Origin of the sequence: Burkholderia sp. MS455 (assembly GCF_016899445.1) — a bacterium.
Classification (GTDB): domain Bacteria; phylum Pseudomonadota; class Gammaproteobacteria; order Burkholderiales; family Burkholderiaceae; genus Burkholderia; species Burkholderia pyrrocinia_C.
The window spans coordinates 294,161-307,749 of record NZ_CP041777.1; the positions used below are offsets into that span (position 1 = coordinate 294,161).

11 protein-coding genes are annotated in these 13,589 nt (G+C 67.4%); 7 read left to right on the forward strand and 4 right to left on the reverse strand.

Annotated features, from left to right (window positions below):
* Positions 1-50 precede the first annotated feature (50 nt).
* From FPJ27_RS01230 to FPJ27_RS01240, 3 genes are all read left to right on the forward strand, one after another.
* Positions 51-8,684 (forward strand): glucoamylase family protein, encoded by an 8,634-nt coding sequence (locus FPJ27_RS01230; RefSeq protein ID WP_204421119.1) that lies wholly within the window; start codon positions 51-53, stop codon positions 8,682-8,684.
* 155 nt (positions 8,685-8,839) lie between these two features.
* Positions 8,840-9,064: a glycine zipper 2TM domain-containing protein gene (locus FPJ27_RS01235; RefSeq protein WP_175962997.1), complete on the forward strand. Its 225-nt coding sequence runs from the start codon at positions 8,840-8,842 to the stop codon at positions 9,062-9,064.
* Positions 9,065-9,152: 88 nt separating this feature from the next.
* Entirely contained in the window at positions 9,153-10,334 is a 1,182-nt protein-coding gene (locus FPJ27_RS01240; protein ID WP_204421120.1) for a fatty acid desaturase, read from the forward strand.
* Between the two features lie 66 nt (positions 10,335-10,400).
* Here the strand turns inward: FPJ27_RS01240 and FPJ27_RS01245 are convergent, their stop codons facing one another.
* The gene (locus FPJ27_RS01245; protein ID WP_204421121.1) at positions 10,401-10,580 is read right to left on the reverse strand and encodes a hypothetical protein; all 180 of its coding nucleotides are present in this window, start codon (positions 10,578-10,580) and stop codon (positions 10,401-10,403) included.
* 75 nt (positions 10,581-10,655) lie between these two features.
* A complete protein-coding gene (locus FPJ27_RS01250; RefSeq protein WP_204421122.1) occupies positions 10,656-10,928 on the reverse strand; it encodes a hypothetical protein in 273 nt (90 codons plus the stop codon).
* 122 nt (positions 10,929-11,050) lie between these two features.
* On the opposite strand from FPJ27_RS01250, the gene FPJ27_RS36195 reads away from it, so the two are divergent.
* Both FPJ27_RS36195 and FPJ27_RS01260 read left to right on the forward strand, forming a co-directional pair.
* Positions 11,051-11,389: a hypothetical protein gene (locus tag FPJ27_RS36195; protein ID WP_239483159.1), complete on the forward strand. Its 339-nt coding sequence runs from the start codon at positions 11,051-11,053 to the stop codon at positions 11,387-11,389.
* 74 nt (positions 11,390-11,463) lie between these two features.
* Complete coding sequence (locus FPJ27_RS01260) at positions 11,464-11,799, forward strand: hypothetical protein (protein ID WP_072439848.1); 336 nt, start codon at positions 11,464-11,466, stop codon at positions 11,797-11,799.
* 113 nt (positions 11,800-11,912) lie between these two features.
* Here the strand turns inward: FPJ27_RS01260 and FPJ27_RS01265 are convergent, their stop codons facing one another.
* The gene (locus FPJ27_RS01265) at positions 11,913-12,089 is read right to left on the reverse strand and encodes a CsbD family protein (RefSeq protein ID WP_204421123.1); all 177 of its coding nucleotides are present in this window, start codon (positions 12,087-12,089) and stop codon (positions 11,913-11,915) included.
* Between FPJ27_RS01265 and FPJ27_RS36200 the strand changes: the two genes are divergently transcribed.
* Together FPJ27_RS36200 and FPJ27_RS01275 are read left to right on the forward strand one after the other, a co-directional pair.
* On the forward strand, positions 12,088-12,675 hold the full coding sequence (locus FPJ27_RS36200; RefSeq protein WP_239483160.1) for a hypothetical protein: 588 nt from the start codon (positions 12,088-12,090) through the stop codon (positions 12,673-12,675). The genes FPJ27_RS01265 and FPJ27_RS36200 overlap by 2 nt on opposite strands.
* Positions 12,676-12,804: 129 nt before the next feature.
* Positions 12,805-12,951 (forward strand): DUF3096 domain-containing protein, encoded by a 147-nt coding sequence (locus FPJ27_RS01275; RefSeq protein ID WP_072439647.1) that lies wholly within the window; start codon positions 12,805-12,807, stop codon positions 12,949-12,951.
* Between the two features lie 204 nt (positions 12,952-13,155).
* On the opposite strand, the gene FPJ27_RS01280 is transcribed toward FPJ27_RS01275, so the two are convergent.
* Positions 13,156-13,335, reverse strand: a complete 180-nt coding sequence (locus FPJ27_RS01280) for a hypothetical protein (RefSeq protein ID WP_072439650.1) — start codon at positions 13,333-13,335, stop codon at positions 13,156-13,158.
* Positions 13,336-13,589 lie beyond the last annotated feature (254 nt).

Sequence of the window (13,589 nt, forward strand, 5' to 3'; positions counted from 1 at the left end):
CGGCCCGGGCGCGCGTGGCCGAGCGGTGCGGCCATCTGGGAGGACGTCTCTTGAAGATTCATGTTGCGCGCGTTTCGCGACGCCGGACCTCGCCATGGAGCAATGCCCGGCCGATTCGCGAGGAGTTTTTCGGCGACGAGCGACTCGCGCAGCATGCGGGCAGCCTGGCTCGCGCGCAGAAGGTGTTGCCCGGTGCGGCGTCGGGCCCCTCGCTGGCCGCACGGCTGAAGGACAACGCGGATCATCTGCTGAAGGCCTACCGGAACACGGTGGCCGCGGACGCGCGCGGAGAAGAAATCACGCCCGCGGCGGAGTGGCTACTCGACAACTACTATCTTGTCGCGGAACAGGTACGGCAGATCCGCGACGATCTTTCCCCTCGCTATTACCGGCAACTGCCCAAACTGAGCAACGGCCCGTTCGCCGGTTATCCGCGCGTGTTCGGGATCAACTGGTCATTCGTCGCCCATACCGACAGTCGTTTCGATCCCGATGCGCTATGCCGTTTCATGCTTGCCTATCAGGCCGTGGAACCGCTGACGATCGGCGAACTGTGGGCGGTGGCGATCACGCTGCGGATCGTGCTGATCGAAAACCTGCGGCGGCTCGCGGATCAGATCATCGACGACCGGCGCGCGCGGCTCGACGCCGACGCGCTCGCGGATCGCCTGCTCGGCGAAGGCGGGCAGGCGCGGGTCGAGACGGCGCCGCTCGTCGCCCGTTATGAGCAGGCCGTATTGCACGATGCGTTCGCGGTGCAGCTGATTCAGCGGCTGCATGATCCCGATCCTGCCGTCGCGCCGGCACTGGCGTGGCTGCATCGGCACCTGGCGGCGCGCGGCGCGACGCCGGACCAGATCGTTGCGTCCGTCAACCATCAGCAGGGCGCCGCTAGCCTGACCGTGCGCAACGTGATCACCAGCATGCGGCTGATTTCGGAGGTGGACTGGACCGATCTGTTCGAGCGCATCAGCCTGGTCGATCAGGTGCTGCGCAGCCACCCGGGCTTCGCGGAGATGGATTTCCCCACGCGCAACCTGTATCGCGACGCGGTCGAAGCGCTTGCGCGCGGCGCGCCGGTCAGCGAGCTCGAGATTGCCCGGCGCGTCGTCGCCGATGCGGCAGCCCGCGCGCCGGCCGCCGGCGCGGTGCCGGGCCGCGAGACCGACCCCGGTTACTACCTGCTGGCGGACGGCCGCGCCGCGCTCGAAGCGGAGATCGGCTATCGGCCGCCCGTTGCGCTGTGGTTGCGGCGTCTGACACGCCACGCCGGTCTCGGCGGTTATCTCGGCCGTACCGGGCTGATCGCCGCACTGCTGCTGGCAGGCATGATGGCGTGGCTCGCGCGCGTCGAACCGCCCGGCCACTGGCTGATCTGGCTCGGCCTGGCCGGCCTGCTGCCCGCGCTCGATGCCGCGCTCGCGCTCGTCAATCGCAGCGTGATGCGCGATGTCGGCGCGAACATCCTGCCCGGCCTCGCGTTGCTCGACGGCATCCCGCCGGGCCTGCGCACGATGGTCGCCGTGCCGGTGCTGCTGACGACGGAAGCGGCGCTCGCCGAGCAGATCGAGCAACTGGAAATTCATCATCTGGCGAGCCCCAACGGCGCGCTGTACTTCGCATTGCTCTCCGACTGGGTGGACGCGCCCACTCCGCACGCCGACAGCGACGACGGGCTGCTGGCATCCGCGGCGGCGGGCATCGACCGGTTGAATGGCCTCTATCCGGCGGCGCCGGGCGAAGGCGAGCGTTTTCTGCTGCTGCACCGCAAGCGCGTGTGGAACGACGGCGAACGGTGCTGGATGGGCTGGGAGCGCAAGCGCGGCAAGCTGCACGAGCTGAACCGGTTGCTGCGCGGGGCGTCCGACACGTCGTTCATTGCGCCGGAAGGCCGGCCGCCGCACGTGCCGCCGGACGTGCGCTACGTGATCACGCTCGATGCCGATACGCGGCTGCTGCGCGATACCGTGCGCCGCCTGGTCGGCAAGATGGCGCACCCGCTCAACCGGCCGGTATTCGACTCGGCGAGCCGGCGCATCGTCGAGGGCTACGGCGTGCTCCAGCCGCGCGTGACTTCGTCCCTCGCGAGCGGCGACGAGGGCTCGCTGTTCCAGCGCGTGTCGTCGAGCGCGCACGGCATCGATCCTTACGTGTCGGCCGTATCGGATGTCTATCAGGACCTGTTCGACGAAGGCTCGTATGCGGGCAAGGGCATCTACGACGTCGATGCGTTCGAGGCGGTGCTCGCCGGCCGCGTGCCGGAGAACACGGTGCTCAGTCACGATCTGTTCGAAGGCATATTCGCGCGGGCCGGGCTGGCGTCGGATATCGAGGTCGTCGAAGCATCGCCGTCCCGCTACGACGTCGCGGCGGGACGCCTGCACCGATGGGCGCGCGGCGACTGGCAACTCCTGCCGTGGTTGATTTTCGGCCGCGAACCGCTGACGGCGGTCGGCCGCTGGAAGATGCTGGACAACCTGCGCCGCACGCTCACTGCGCCCGCCATGCTGGTCGCGCTGCTGGCCGGATGGATGCTGCCGCTGCCCGTGTCGCTCGCGTGGAGCGCGTTCGTGCTGGTGACGATCGCGCTGCCGTTCCTGTTGCCCGTCTTGAGCGGGCTGGTGCCGCGCTGGCGGCGCACGCATGTGAAGATGACCACGCGCAGCGTGCTCCATGCGTGGGCGACGGAGCTGCAGTTCGCGTTGACGCGGTTCGGCCTGTCGATCGTCATGCTGCCGCAGCAGGCATGGTCGATGGGCGACGCGATCGCGCGCACGCTGTTTCGCGTGGGGATCAGCCGCCGCCATCTGCTCGAATGGACCACGGCGGCCGAAGCCGGCGCGCGCGACCGGCGGACCCTGGCGCTCACCTATCTGCAAATGCGCGGCGGCGTGACGCTCGCGCTGCTTGCCGCGGCCGCCAGCCTGCTGGCGGGCTGGCGCTTCGATCGTCATGCGGGCTGGCTGGCCGCTCCGTTCGCGCTGGTCTGGCTCGCGGCGCCCGCGATCGCCTACTGGCTGAGCCGCGCACCGCGGCCGGCGGGCGAGCTGGCGGTGGCGCCGCACGATGCGCGCCAGCTGCGGCGCGACGCGCGCCGGACCTGGCGCTATTTCGAGACCTTCGTGACGGCCGACGATCAGATGCTGCCGCTGGACAATTTCCAGGAGGACCCGAAGCCCGTTGGCGCGCACCGGACTTCGCCCACCAATATCGGGCTGTACCTGTTGTCCACCGTCAGCGCCCGCGAGTTCGGCTGGCTCGGCACGCTGGACGCGGTGTCGCGGCTGGAGGCGACCCTCGCGACGATGCGGCTGATGTCGCGCTATCGCGGCCATTTCTATAACTGGTACGACACCCGTGACCTGCGGCCGCTCGAGCCGCGGTACGTGTCGTCGGTCGACAGCGGCAATCTCGCCGGCCACCTGATCGCGCTCGGCAACGGTTGCCGCGCGTGGGCGAATCAGCCCGCCGGCGTGGGGCGGCAGGCCGCGCACGAAGGAGTCGGCGATACGCTGGCGCTGTTGCGCAGGGCCGTGTGTCGGGATGGCGACGCCCGGACGGCCTTGCACGGCGAATTCGAGCGGGCCGCGACCGAGCTGGAGGAGACGCTCGCCGCACCGGCCGGAGACGACGGTGCAGCGGACGGCCGCGCCGCGACGGAATGGCCTGCGATCACGATCCTCGCCGCGACGGTCGCCGATGTCGCGCGCGCGCTGATGGACGAGGTCGGCCGGGTGCGGGGCGGCGACGTCGACGACGTGCTGTTCTGGGCGCAGGCGCTCGAGCACGCGGTGCAGGGGCATTGCCGCGACGCGACGCGCACGCCGGACGAAGCGGACGTGTTGAACAAGCGTCTTCATGCGCTGGCCGATACCGCGTTGCAGATGGCCTATGCGATGGAGTTCGGCTTTCTGCTCGACCCGGTGCGGAATCTGCTGTCGATCGGCTATGCGGTGGCTGACGGACGGCTCGATCCGGGCAACTACGATCTGCTGGCGTCGGAGGCCCGCCTGGCGAGTTTCGTCGCGATCGCGAAGGGCGATGTCCCGGCGCGGCACTGGTTCCGGCTCGGCCGCCTGGCGACGCCGATCGGGCACGGCGCGGCGCTGATCTCGTGGTCGGGATCGATGTTCGAATACCTGATGCCGTCGCTGGTGATGCGCGCGCCGGACAGCAGCCTGCTCGCGCGTACCAATCACCTGGTGGTGCGGCGGCAGATCGCCTATGGCGACGGGCTGCGCCTGCCGTGGGGCATGTCGGAATCGGCGTACAACACGCGCGACATCGAGCTGACCTATCAGTATTCGAGCTTCGGCGTGCCGGAGTTGGGGCTCAAGCGCGATCTCGACCAGAATCTGGTGGTCGCGCCCTATGCGACCGCGCTCGCGGCGATGGTCGCGCCGGACGCCGCCGCGCGCAACTTCGAGCGGCTGCGCGCGGCCGGCGCGTGCGGGCGCTTCGGCTTCTACGAAGCGCTCGACTACACGCCCGCGCGCGTGCCGGAAGGCATGCCGGTGGCCATCGTGCGGGCGTTCATGGCGCATCACCAGGGCATGTCGATCGTGTCGATCGCCAATGCGCTGCTGGGCGGGCGCATTCGCGCGTTCTTCCACGGCGAGCCGGCCGTCCGCGCTACCGAGCTGCTGTTGCAGGAGCGGGTACCGGGCCGGGTCGCGGCAGGGCGGCCGCGGGCCGACGCGAGCCCGGCCGGCAGGATGCATGGCATCGATGCCGGCGTCGCGCGGCGCGTGCTGTCGGCGGACGATCCCGCGCCCGTCACGCATCTGCTGTCCAACGGCCGCTACGCCGTGATGCTCACGGCCGCGGGTTCCGGCTACAGCCGCCGCGACGATCTGGCCGTCACGCGTTGGCGGGAAGACGCGACGCGCGACGATTGGGGCAGCTACCTGTATCTGCGCGACGTCGACAGCGGCGACGTCTGGTCGGCCGCATGGCAGCCCACCGGCGTGGTGCCGGACAGCTACGAAGTGACGTTCACCGAGGATCGCGCCGAGTTCGTGCGGCGCGACGGCACCTTGACGACGTCGCTCGAGGTGGTGGTGTCCGCCGAGGACGACGCGGAGGTGCGGCGGGTATCGGTGGCCAATGCGGGCGCCCGGGCCCGCGTGATCGAATTCACGTCCTACGCGGAAATCGTGCTCGCGCCGCCCGCCGCCGATCACGCCCATCCCGCGTTCTCGAAACTGTTCATCGAGACCGAGTACGTGCCGGCGTCCGGCGCGATTCTGGCGACGCGGCGCAAGCGCGCGCCGAACGAGGCGGAGGTCTGGGCCGCCCATCTGGCGGTGACGTCCGGCGAAACCGTCGGCGCGGAAGAATTCGACACCGATCGATTGCGCTTCATCGGGCGCGGACGCGGCGTTCGACTGCCGCTTGCGCTGACCGAACGGCGTGCGCTGGGCGCTTGCGAAGGCGCGGTGCTGGACGCGGCGTTCGCGTTGCGGCGGCGTCTGCGCATCGAGCCGGGCGCGAAGGCGAGCGTCGTCTACTGGACCATCGTCGCGGATTCGCGCGCGCAGCTGCTCGACCTGGTCGACAAGCATCGCGACGGCGAATCGTTCGCGCGTGCGGCGATGCTCGCGTGGACCCAGGCGCAGGTGCAACTGCGGCATAGCGCGGTGAGCCTCGACGAGGCCGCGTTGTTCCAGCAACTGGCCGGATACATGCTCTACAGCGATGCGTCGATGCGGCCGGGTTCCGCCGCACTGCTGCGCCATGCGGCGGCGGTGTCGGCGGCGGGCGGCGTGGGCGCGTCGCCGCTATGGACGCACGGCGTATCGGGGGATCTGCCGATCCTGCTGGTGCGGATCGACGACATCGAGCACATCGCCATGGTGCGGCAGCTGATCCGCGCGCACGAGTATTGGCGGATGAAGCGGCTCGAGGTCGATCTGGTCATCGTCAACCAGCGCGCGTCGTCGTATGTTCAGGATTTGCAGGCGGCGCTCGAGGGGTTGGTGCGGGCCCGGCAGCAGCCGGGCGAAGCCGGGCGCGGCAGTATTTTCGTGCTGCGCGACGACCTGATGGCGGCGGCGGCGCGCGCGCTGTTTCCGTCGGCCGCGCGAGCCGTGCTCGCCGCGCGCAACGGCCGGCTGGTGGACCAGTTGCGACGGCTCGCGGGTTCACCGCTGCCCGCCCGCGCGGATGCCGCGCGCCCGCCGCTGCCGCCGCCCGCGTTACTGCCGCCGAAGGGGGCGCAGGCCGGCACCGGTCTCGAATACTTCAACGGCATCGGCGGTTTCGCGCGCGGCGGGCGCGAATACGTCGTGATCCTGCAGCCCGGTCAATGCACGCCGATGCCGTGGGTCAACGTGGTCGCGAACCCGTCGTGTGGCTTCCTGAGCTCGGCGGAAGGGGGCGGCTATACCTGGGTGACGAACAGCCGCGAGCATCCGCTGACGCCGTGGTCGAACGACCCGGTCACCGATCCGCCCGGCGAGGTGTTCTATGTCCGCGACGACGAAACCGGCATGCGCTGGGGGCCGCAGGCGAACTCGATCGGCGACGATGCGCCGGGTGCGACTCCGTTCGTGGCGAGTCATGGTCAGGGCTACAGCCGGTTTGCGCATACCGCCGCCGAGGTCGCCGTCGAATTGCTGCAGTTCGTGCCGCTGGCCGATCCCGTCAAGATTTCCCGCCTGACCCTGCGCAACCTGTCGGACCGGCCCCGCCGGCTGTCCGTCGCAACCTATGCGGAGTGGGCGCTGGGCGCGTCGCGCAGCGTCGCGGCGCCGCACACCGCGAGCGAGATCGATCCGCCCACCGGCGCGCTGTTTGCCCGCAACGACTGGAGCCAGGCGTATCGCGGCAGGGTGGCGTTCGCCGATCTGTGCGGCCTGCAAACTTCCTGGAGCGCGGACCGGCGCGAGTTCATCGGCCGCAATGGCGTCCTGGGCGATCCCGCCGGTTTCCCGGGCCGCATCGGCGCGTCGCCGCTGTCGGGCCGCGTCGGCGCCGGGCTCGACCCGTGTGCCGCGTTGCAGACCACGGTCGATCTCGAACCCGGCGATAGCGTCGAAATCGTCTTGCTGCTCGGCGAAGGCGCCGATGCGGCAACGGCGCGACAGTTGATCGAGCATTACCGTCAGGCGGATCTCGATGCGATATTCGCTGCCGTGACGGCGTTCTGGGACGAGACGCTCGGCGCGCTCCAGGTCGAGACGCCGGACCGCGCGATGGATCTGATGCTGAACCGCTGGCTGCTGTACCAGACGCTGTCGAGCCGGATCTGGGCGCGCGCGGGCTTCTATCAGGCCAGCGGCGCGTACGGCTTTCGCGACCAGCTGCAGGACGGCATGGCGCTCGCGGCCGCCCGCCCGGCGCTGACGCGCGAGCATCTGCTGCGGGCGGCGGCGCGCCAGTTTCCGGACGGCGACATGCAGCACTGGTGGCTGCCGGAAAGCGGCAGCGGCGTACGCACGCGGATCTCCGACGATCGCGTCTGGCTCGCCCATGCGGTCGCGCACTACGTCGACGTCAGCGGCGACCGGGCGATTCTCGATGCGTCGATCCCGTTCATCGACGGGCGACCGCTGGCCGCCGACGAGCAGGACGCGTTCTTCGTCCCACGCATCTCGGAAACGAGCGCGTCGCTGTTCGAGCATTGCGCGCGCGGGCTGGAGTCCAGCCTCGCGCATGTCGGCGAGCATGGCCTGCCGTTGATCGGCACCGGAGACTGGAACGACGGCATGAACCGGGTCGGCGAGGCCGGGCGGGGCGAAAGCGTCTGGCTCGGGTGGTTCCTGCATGCAACGCTCACGGCGTTCGCGCCGCTCGCCACGGCGCGCGGCTTGGGCGAACTGGCGGCGCGCTGGCTGACGCGCGCCGGCGCGTTGCGCGATGCGCTCGCCGATGCGGGATGGGATGGCGAGTGGTATCGGCGCGGCTACTTCGACGACGGTACGCCGCTCGGCTCGGTCGGCAGCGCCGAATGTTCGATCGACGCGATCGCGCAGTCGTGGAGCGTGCTGTCGGGCGCGGCGGACCCGGCGCGCGCCGCGCAGGCGATGGGCGCGCTGGAAGCGCGGCTGATCCGCCGCGACGATGGCCTGGCGTTGCTGTTCGCGCCGCCGTTCGATCGTTCGCCGGTCGATCCCGGCTATATCAAGGGCTATCCGCCGGGCATCCGGGAAAACGGCGGCCAGTACACGCATGCCGCCACGTGGTCGGTGCTTGCGTTCGCGCAAATGGGCGACGGCGATCGCGCCGCGAATCTGTTCGCGATGCTCAATCCGGTCAATCGCAGCCGCACGCGCAGCGGCGCGAATCGCTATCGGGTGGAGCCGTACGTGGCCGCCGCCGACGTCTATTCGGTCGCGCCGCATGTCGGCCGGGGCGGATGGACCTGGTACACCGGTTCGGCGGGCTGGCTGTATCGCGCGGGCGTCGAAGGCCTGCTCGGCCTGCGCAGGCATGGCGACAGGCTATCCATTCAACCGTGCATCCCGCGATCCTGGCCGGGCTTCAGGGCAACGTTGCGCCATGGGGCGTCGCACTACGACATCGTCGTCGAGAATCCGGACGACGTCAGCAGCGGCGTGTCGCGTCTCGTCGTGGATGGCGCGCGGCTCGCCGCCGGCGAAGCGGCGGTGCGGCTCGTGGACGACGGTCGGCGTCACAGCGTGGTCGTGACGCTGGGGGCCGCACAGGCGGTGCTGCTGTGAGGCGGCAGGTTGGCGCTCGGGCCGGTACGTTAGCGGACGGACTGCGCGCGAATTACGTCCGATCATGAACCGATGTTTCGAATTCCATCGAGATGTCAGCGCATGGGCTTCCATGCGTCGGGCCGGATCGGACGGCGCAGCGGCAACCCGAGGAGATGATCATGAGAAAGCTACATTCAGTGGCAGTCGAGATGGCGATAGTCACGATGGCGATTGTGGTGCTGGCAGGTTGCGGCGGTATGTCTCGCCGCGGAACGGATACGGTGATCGGGGCGGGTGTCGGCGGCGTCGCCGGTGCGGTCCTGACGGGCGGCAGTGCGTTGGGCACGGTTGGCGGCGCGGCCGTCGGCGGGGTGGTCGGCAATCAGGTCGGGAAATAGGCCGGCCGAAGGGCAGGGAATCGGCACGCGCACGCGCCGTCACGACGAAGCGCGCGCGGATACGAGCGTGACCCGGAGTGCGACCGGTATGTCGGCATTTCTCCTGAACGGTGAGCTGAGGCTGTCCTGGTGGCAGCTTGCGTGGGTCGTGCTCGCGCTCACGCATGTCACCATCATCAGCGTGACCGTGTACCTGCACCGCTGTCAGGCGCACCGGGCGCTCGATCTGCACCCGGGCGTCAGTCACTTCTTCCGGTTCTGGCTGTGGTTGACGACCGGCATGCTGACCACGCAGTGGGTCGCGGTGCATCGCAAGCATCACGCGAGGAGCGAGACCCCGGAAGATCCGCATAGCCCGCGAACCCGCGGCCTCGCGACCGTGCTGCTTCGCGGTGCGGAACTGTACCGTGCGGAAGTGCGGAACGAGGAAACGCTGCGCCGATACGGATCGGGCACGCCGGACGACTGGCTGGAACGCCAGGTCTATGCCCGCTATCCGAATCTCGGCGTCGGGCTGCTGGCCGTGATCGACGTCGCGCTGTTCGGGTTGCCCGGCGTCGCGGCGTGGGCGATCCAGATGATGTGGATTCCGTTCTGGGCCGGCGGCGTGGTCAATGGTTGCGGCCATTTCAGCGGATATCGGAATTTCGCGACGTCCGATGCGAGCACCAACCTGTTCCCGCTGGGCATCCTGATCGGCGGAGAAGAACTGCATAACAATCACCACGCATACGTGACGTCCGCCAGGCTGTCGAACCGCTGGTTCGAGTTCGACATCGGCTGGCTGTACATCCGCCTGCTGGCGGCGTTGAGACTGGCGACGATTCGGCGAGTCGCGACGAAGCCGCGGCTGCTCCCGAACAAGGCAGTGCCCGACGACGCCACGCTGCAAGCGGTCATCCGCAACCGGCATGCGGTGATGGCCGCCTATGCGCGCATGCTCGAACCCGCCTGCCGGCGGGAGCTGCGCCGCATCAAGGACATGAGCCGCGACGACAAGCGCGCGTTTGCGCTCGGCATGAAACGCTGGCTGCGCCAGGCCTGGGGCCATCGGGACAAGCCCGATCTGCGTGCGCTGACGAGCACCAGTGCCAACCGGCGAATACGCGTGTACGTGGATATGTACGAGACATTGCTCGAGCTATGGACGTGGTCGCACGCATCGCACGAGCAATTGCTGGCTCAGTTGCAGGATTGGTGCCGTTGCGCGGAGCAGAGCGGCATCAAGGCGATCGCCGATTTCTCGATGCGCCTGCGCCGGTATGCGTGATCCTGGCACGCCGGTGGCCTGCCATGCGCGGCCGACGTGCAACAGTGCGCGCTGCGCATCTGCCGCTCATCTCGCCCGATTGTCGGGACGCGAATAACGCCACTTGCTCGCATTGGAATTGATGCCGGCATTCTGGCGGATGCGCTTCTCGGCGCGTTCGACGTCGGCACGGGTCAGATCGTCCCGCTGCTTTTGCCGGGTCGCGTCATCGCGCCGATCGATCGAGGTGCCTGAATGATATTTCATGGATCCTCCGGAGTGAGGTGTGCTAGGTGTGCTCGCGTCGCGAGACGCGGCGTCGAGCCGGATGCGGCGGACGAATCAGATCGCTGCGGGAGCGATCTTGCCATCCACGATGTCCTTGCCGAATTGCATCGCCAGGTCGAGTGCCAGCGCCGCCGTCGGCGGAGCGCCATGCTCGAAAATGGTCGAGTAACGCGGCGCCGTTGCCGAGGTCGCCGGGATCGTATCGATGCGCACGATCGAACCGAATCGCTTCGGGCCCGGGGCGTGGGGGTCGCCGAACGGCGGGAACAGGATTTGCGAATAGACACGCAGTTCACGTCCGCGATATTCGAGAGTGGGGATGGTCATGATGTGCTCCTGACAGAGCAATCGTTGGCGCCGACGGATTCAAGGGCGCCGATGCTTCGAAAAAAACGGGCATGTATCTGTAGTGTGCGCGTCAGATACCGGTTACGCAATAAAAACATCGGATGCCGAATCATATTTTCGATGCGGGAAAATGGCCCGGCTGCAATGCGGTTTCTGAAGAGTGCGACTTCCAAATAGTCGATACCGTACAGACCCGCGCGTGTCGTCCGGTTCAAGATGAACTCGATACCGAGGAGGCCGCCATGTGCATCCCACTTTCACCCGAGGTCGTCGAGACCCTCAAATCGCTTGATCGAATTCCGGATTCCCAAGCCGATATACCACGCGCCATAGCCAATGAACTGTTGAATCACGGGCTCGCATACGAGTCGCGCACCGGCGGATCGATCAATATGACGGCCGCAGGCCGGCTGTGGCTGAATCGGTGCGCCGATTATTAAGAAGCGCGCACGCGTCGACCGGACGAGACGGGAGTTTTGTCGCGTACAACGCTCCATGGACAAGTGAGGCAATGATGAAAATCCAATCTACACGATGGTTTACGCTGAACCGATATGCGCCTGTTCGCGACGGATGGTATGAGGTGCGACTGGTGAGCGGAGACACGGCATTTGCGAAGTTTGGCGCCGGCGAATGGACGGAAAAGCCGGTGCTCACCTTTACGCATTGGCGAGGCTTGCGCTCCGATCCGGCCAAGTCGGGCGACCAGGAGACGATTGCCGCGGATGCGACCGCAGCGAAAGGTGTCCGGGATGCGTGGGATGCGTTCTTTCCCGGCGTGGGAGCAGAGCAGCACAAACCACTTGCGGCCGCGCACAGCGACGACACCCGACCCACTGAAGGATCGTGACGGTCGGCTGGGAAACGGATCTCGCCGGATGCGTACGTGCGCCATCAACACCCGGCGAGTCCGCGGCACCTTGCTCGATCGCGCGGCGCTTCGGAGCGGTTCGCGCCAACACCCTACGGCCGCTTCTTGAATTGCTCTTTCGCGTCGCCGAACGACGCTCGTGTCTTTCCGACGACCTGCTGGACCTTGCCCTGCATTCTGGTCACTCGATTTCCCATGACCTTGCCGACCACTTCCCTCAGTTTGCCTTTTGCTTCCGCGATGCGGCCTCTCACCTGATCCCTGTTCATGACACTGCTCCTTGACATTGGTCGCCTGTTTCACCGGTACGAAACCCGGAACCATCGAAGCTTCGTATCGGGCGCTTTAGCGCCGGAAAATCAGGGTGCCCGAAGACACCCTGCGCGCCATCGTGACGGAAGTCGGTACGATGCCGTACGCGAATCGCCGCGAAGATGGGTTGTCCATATTGTCTTTTTTACACGCTTGGTGCGCTTTCGTCCCGTATTCGCCTATGTACGGCATCAGGGTATTCACGAGCCACCCGGGGCGAATCATGGCGTGACGAATATTTCTATGGGATGTACGCCCGGATCGTTCCTGGCTATCGGTCTGACCGGCGACGCATCCGATGCCCGTGGCCACCAGATCGACAAACGTCGCACCATTGATGCTGGCGTCGCATCGACCCTTGCTCGCCTTTACACGACAGCCAAAGACTCGCGCGAACTCGCCGGCAAGGCACGCAACGTGCTGGTATTCCCATCAGTCATCGCGGCCGGTCTTTTCGTCGGCGGCCGGTGGGTGAAGGCCCGCTGCGCGTCGGCGGCAGTACCGTGGGGTAAGACAGCACCACGACCGGTTCGATCGGGCTGACGCACAACGGGTGAATGGCCGGCGTGACGCTCGAAGGCACGAAGGTCACCCGGCTCAGGTCGCTGAAATCAGCGGCGGAGGCCGGGCGGTTTTGTATTCGTGTGTTGTTTTCAATCTTGCGGAGGGCGTATGAACATTCTCACGAGCGCGGGCCCGCTGGTTTCGCTGATTGCCGGCATTCTGATTCTGGTGGTGCCACGTCTGTTGAATTACATCGTTGCGATCTACCTGATCGTCATCGGGTTGCTCGGGCTGTTCGGAGGACATCTCCACTGAACCGGGCCCCTCACGAAAAAGCAGGGTGGCGAACATTGCACGCAGCACCCGCGATCATCGGCCCGTTGACAGGTCGAGTGGCGGGCGGCAACGTGCTGCACAACGTGACGAGCTAGCCCACTGGCCACGCACGGTTCGCGATATGGCGGCTGAACGCCGGCCTGGCCTCGTGGAGGCCGTGAGGCGCGTTGCGCCGCGCGCCGCTTATCTCGCCCGATTGTCGGGACGCGAATAACGCCACTTGCTCGCGTTGGAGTTGATGCCGGCGGCATCGCGGGTGCGCTTTTCGGACCGTTCGATGTCGGCGCGGGCGAGATCTTCCCGCTGCTTTTGCCGGGTAGCCTGATCGCGTTGATCAAGTGTCGTGCCTGAATGATGTTTCATAGATCCTCCTGACTGGAGCGTACTGCGTATCGATATCGACCAATGCCGCGAATGCGTGCCGACACAGAATGGGCGAGCGAAAGGGGGAAGTCGGTACGATGCCGTGCAGTGGCGGTTGGCGTCACTCCAGATCGGCAGGCAGGAGATTTGCGGCGATGTCCGCGCGGGCCCGCGTGCGTCCGGTACGTTGGCGGACAGACTCCACGCCCGCGTCCGTCCTTGGTATTGGTCGTGTTGCTCATCCTGATGCTGCT